This is a genomic window from Streptomyces sp. NPDC054840 (genome assembly GCF_053611065.1).
The window spans coordinates 1-3,800 of sequence record NZ_JBSGZP010000697.1 but is presented as its reverse complement, the minus strand read 5'-3'; the positions used below and the strand labels follow the sequence as shown (position 1 = coordinate 3,800).

The 3,800-nt window shown below is 72.1% G+C and carries 5 protein-coding genes; 4 read left to right on the top strand and 1 reads right to left on the bottom strand.

Annotated features, from left to right (window positions below; all coding sequences use genetic code 11):
* Positions 1-25: 25 nt before the first annotated feature.
* On the bottom strand, positions 26-445 hold the full coding sequence (locus ACWGIU_RS32445) for a TOBE domain-containing protein (protein ID WP_453711688.1): 420 nt from the start codon (positions 443-445) through the stop codon (positions 26-28).
* Positions 446-596: 151 nt separating this feature from the next.
* Here ACWGIU_RS32445 and ACWGIU_RS32440 point away from each other — a divergent pair, with 151 nt between their 5' ends.
* From ACWGIU_RS32440 to ACWGIU_RS32425, 4 genes are all read left to right on the top strand, one after another.
* Positions 597-1,253: a DUF2278 family protein gene (locus ACWGIU_RS32440; protein ID WP_453711687.1), complete on the top strand. Its 657-nt coding sequence runs from the start codon at positions 597-599 to the stop codon at positions 1,251-1,253.
* 251 nt (positions 1,254-1,504) lie between these two features.
* Positions 1,505-2,140 carry an ATP-binding cassette domain-containing protein gene (locus ACWGIU_RS32435; protein ID WP_453711686.1) on the top strand — a complete coding sequence of 212 codons (636 nt, stop codon included), beginning with the start codon at positions 1,505-1,507 and terminating at the stop codon, positions 2,138-2,140.
* Entirely contained in the window at positions 2,137-3,003 is an 867-nt protein-coding gene (locus tag ACWGIU_RS32430; protein WP_453711685.1) for a metal ABC transporter permease, read from the top strand. Before ACWGIU_RS32435 ends, ACWGIU_RS32430 begins: the two co-directional genes overlap by 4 nt.
* Entirely contained in the window at positions 2,961-3,773 is an 813-nt protein-coding gene (locus ACWGIU_RS32425; protein ID WP_453711684.1) for a metal ABC transporter solute-binding protein, Zn/Mn family, read from the top strand. The genes ACWGIU_RS32430 and ACWGIU_RS32425 overlap by 43 nt, the downstream gene beginning before the upstream one ends.
* The last annotated feature ends 27 nt before the right edge of the window (positions 3,774-3,800 follow it).

Below are 3,800 nucleotides of genomic sequence, written 5' to 3'. Positions count from 1 at the left end.
CGTCCGTACGGTCCGTACGGACGGTTCAGGCGCCGGCGAGGGAGATCTCGGTCGACTTGATCAGCGCCACGACGGAGGAGCCGGGGGCCAGGCCCAGCGCCTGGACACCATCGGCGGTGACGGCCGCGGTCAGCCCGCCGCCGTTCACGTTGATCTTCACGGCGGCCATGGCCCGACCGACGGTCACTTCGGACACCGTGCCCGGGATCTGGTTACGGATGGAGATGTTCTCGACCGGATCGGTGGCCAGGGCCACCTCGGTGGCCTTGACGAGCGCCTTCACCGCGGACCCCGCAGCGATGCCGAGGTCTTTGACGGCGTCGGCGGTGATGGCGGCGGTGATCTCCTGGCCGCCGGCCAGACGGACCTTGACCGTCGCCATGGCCTCGCCGACGGTGACGGCGGTGACGCTGCCCGCGAGCTGGTTGCGGATGCTCAGACTCATGAAGGTTCGACCTCTTGCGTAGGCGCCTCGCGCGGTCCGAAGCGGCCGCACGGGACCGACCGTAGGGCTACCGGTCCGGCCCGCCCCGATCACCCTCGCGCCCGCGCGCCAGAACCACCCGACCGGCTGGCCCGGTGCTTCACTGGGGAACATGCCACTCGACCGCCACGGTGTGCTGGCCGGGATCCTGCACCAGCACTTCCGCGACACCCCCGACATGGAGGGCGCCTGGTTCCACGTCAACCTCCGGGTCGATGCCCCGGACGGGCGGTACAAGTGCGCCGTCGACGTGGACAGCCACGACTCGGACACCGGTGTGCAGTGGAAGGTCTTCACTGTGGACGCGGCGGCACTCGGCCCGGTGGCCGCACTGGCACCCGGATTCCACGAACTCGACCGCGCCCCCGGGTCCGGAGCTCTCGACTACATCCGTCATCCGGCCCTGCGCAGGCGCCCGGACCTGCCCCGGTGGCTGTCCGGCCCGCTGCGCGAACTCCTCGACCGGCTGCTGAAGTCGTCCCCGCCCTGGACCTCGGGCTCCAATCTCGAAGCCGCCACCGCCTTCGAGCCGATCCTCACCGTCGGACGGCGCATCCTGGTCTTCGGCGAGCCGTTCGACACGGGGCTGGGAGTCCACAACATCCACCAGAACCAGGGCGATCCGTACGGCAGTCCGTGGTGGCCCGAGAACGGCATCTGGCAGGACGGCGCGACCATGACCCGGCGCCCCGACGGCCGTTACGACGTGTTCCTGAACAAGTTCTCCAGCCAGAAGGACCACACGGACGCCGACGGCCACCCGGTCTGAATCCGGTCCGCGTCCGGTCCGCGTCCGGTCCGCAGCCGGCCCTCATCCGGTCCGCGTCCCGTCCTCACCCGGCCCTCGTCCGCCCCGCGTCCGGCCCTCGTCCGGCCCGCCTCCGGCCTCGGTCCGGGTCGACGGTTCCGGGCCTCCACGGAATCGGCCCCGGACCGCCGGGAACCCCGGGCGTACCGCATCCGACCACTTCCCCGTGGGAGGCCGATCCTCGCCTTCCCGCGTGGCGGAGGAGGCGTGTGATGGGCGGGCTGGATGTGCGCATGCGGGAGGTCGTGTGCCGGCACGGCCGCGTGGAGGCCGTCTCCGACGTCGATCTGGAGATCGCCGCCGGAGAACGCGTGGCCCTGACCGGTACCAACGGCTCCGGCAAGACGACCCTGCTGCGCGCCGTCCTCGGTCTCCACCGTCAGACGACGGGCTCGATCCGGGTCGGCGGCCGGGAGGGCCGGTCGCCCGCCGAGTGGGCCTGGCGGCGCCGGGCCTGCGCCTGGATCCCGCAGAAGCCGGCCGCCGGCCGCTTCCCCCTGCTCGGCGCCGAACTGCTGGCCGCCAGCAACGCTCCGGCGGAGGCCGCCGAGGCCGCCGCGCGGCTCGGGGTGGGCCGGCTCGTCGAGCGGCCCCTGCACACCCTCTCCGGCGGCCAGTTGCAGCGGATGTACCTCGCCCGGGCGATCGGATGCATCGCGGCGGGAGCCGAGTTGCTCCTGGCGGACGAGCCGACCGCCGCCCTCGACTTCGACGGGCAGTCGGAGGCCGCGGACGTCCTCACCTCCCTGCCGGTGACCCTCATCGTGGTGACGCACGACCGGGCGCTCGCGGACCGGTGCGACCGCGTACTGGAGATGGCCGCGGGCCACCTTCGGGAGGTCCGGTGAACCTGGCCACCGCCGACCTGGGCGAACTCCTCCGACTGCTGCCCGTACAACGGGCCGGCGTGGCCCTGCTGCTGGCCGCGATCGGCCTGCCGGTCATCGGTGTGGTCATCGTCGGGCTCGACATCATGCCGGTGCGGTTCGCGATGATGCACGTGGCCCTGCTGGGCATCGCCGTGGGGCTGCTCACCGGACTCGACCCCATGCTGTGCGCGCTGGTGGCCTGCGCGCTGGCCGGCGCGGGCGTGGCCCCGCTGGCCCGGACCCCGGACGGCCTGTCGGGGGCGATGGGCCTGCTGATGAGCCTGGCCATCGCGGCGGCGCTGCTCCTGCTGGCCGTGTCGGGGGTCAACGCCTCCGGCGCCTTCGCCCTGTTGTGGGGGTCGATCCTGTCGGTGGGCCCGGCCGACCTCGTCGTCCTGGGCGTGCTGGCCGTCGTCGTACCGGGCCTGTTCTGGTGGCGGCGGCGCGAGATCGGCCTGCTGCTCTACGACCGCGAGCTCGCCCAGTGTTCCGGCGTACCGGTGCGGGCCCTGACCGCCGCACTGCTGGTCCTGGTCGCCATCGCGGTCGCCGGGGCGATCAAACTGACCGGCGCCCTGCTCGTCGACGCCCTGACCCTGCTGCCCGCACTCGCCGCCCGCCGCCTGGGCAGCTCACTGAAGTCGATCACCCTCTGGGCCGTCGCCATCGGCGTGGCGGTGAATCTGACGGGGTTCCTGCTGGCCCTGTGGCTGGACTGGCCGCCCGGCCCGGTTCTCGTCCTGACCGCGGGGGCGCTGGTCCTCGCGGTGCATTTCATACCCGAACGGAGAATCAGCTCATGGCGCGCACCCGCGTCCGTATCACTTCCCTCCTCGCACTGAGCGCGGCACTCTTCCTGACCGCCGCCTGCGGGAACGACCCCTCACCCCAGGACACGAAGTCCCAGGACGGCACGCAGCCGCGGGCCGGCAAGCCGGTCGTGGTCGTCACCACCACCTGGGAGGGCGCCTTCGCCAAGGCCGCGGGCGCCGAGAACGTGAAGGTCATCGTGCCGCAGTCCGTCCACCACGCCCCGGACTACGACCCCAAGCCGTCGGACCTCGCCGCCGTGGCCAAGGCCGACTTCGTGCTGTACGCGCCCTTCGAGCCGTACGCCGCGAAGATCAAGGAGGCCGCCGGCAGCAAGGCGAAGCTGGTCGAGGTGAGCCTCGACAACGATCCTGACAAGGTTTCGGCCGAAGTCGCCCGGCTGGGTGGGTTCTTCGGCACCGAGGAGGCCGCCACCCGGTGGAAGACCGGCTTCGACACCGAGTACGCGAAGCTGAACAAGGAGGTGCGGGCCGGGTGGCCCGGCGGCCGTAGCCCGTCCGTCGTGGCCCAGGTCTTCACCGCGTGGTCGGCGAAGCTCGCGGGCGCCACCCCGGTGGCCACGTACGGACCCGAGGCCGTGACCCCGGCGCAGCTGGCCGAACTCGCGGCGAAGAAGCCGGAGCTGGTGCTCGACAACGCGCACATGTCCACCGGCACGGTGCTGCCCGACTCCGGCGCCAAGCAGGTGAAAATCGTCAACTACCCGGGGGAGGACCTGGATCTGCTGGTGGTCTACCGCAATGCTGCGGCCGAGCTGAAGAAGGCCATGGGCGCCTCCTGATCAGCCGCTCCTGTGCCGCCCCGCGGC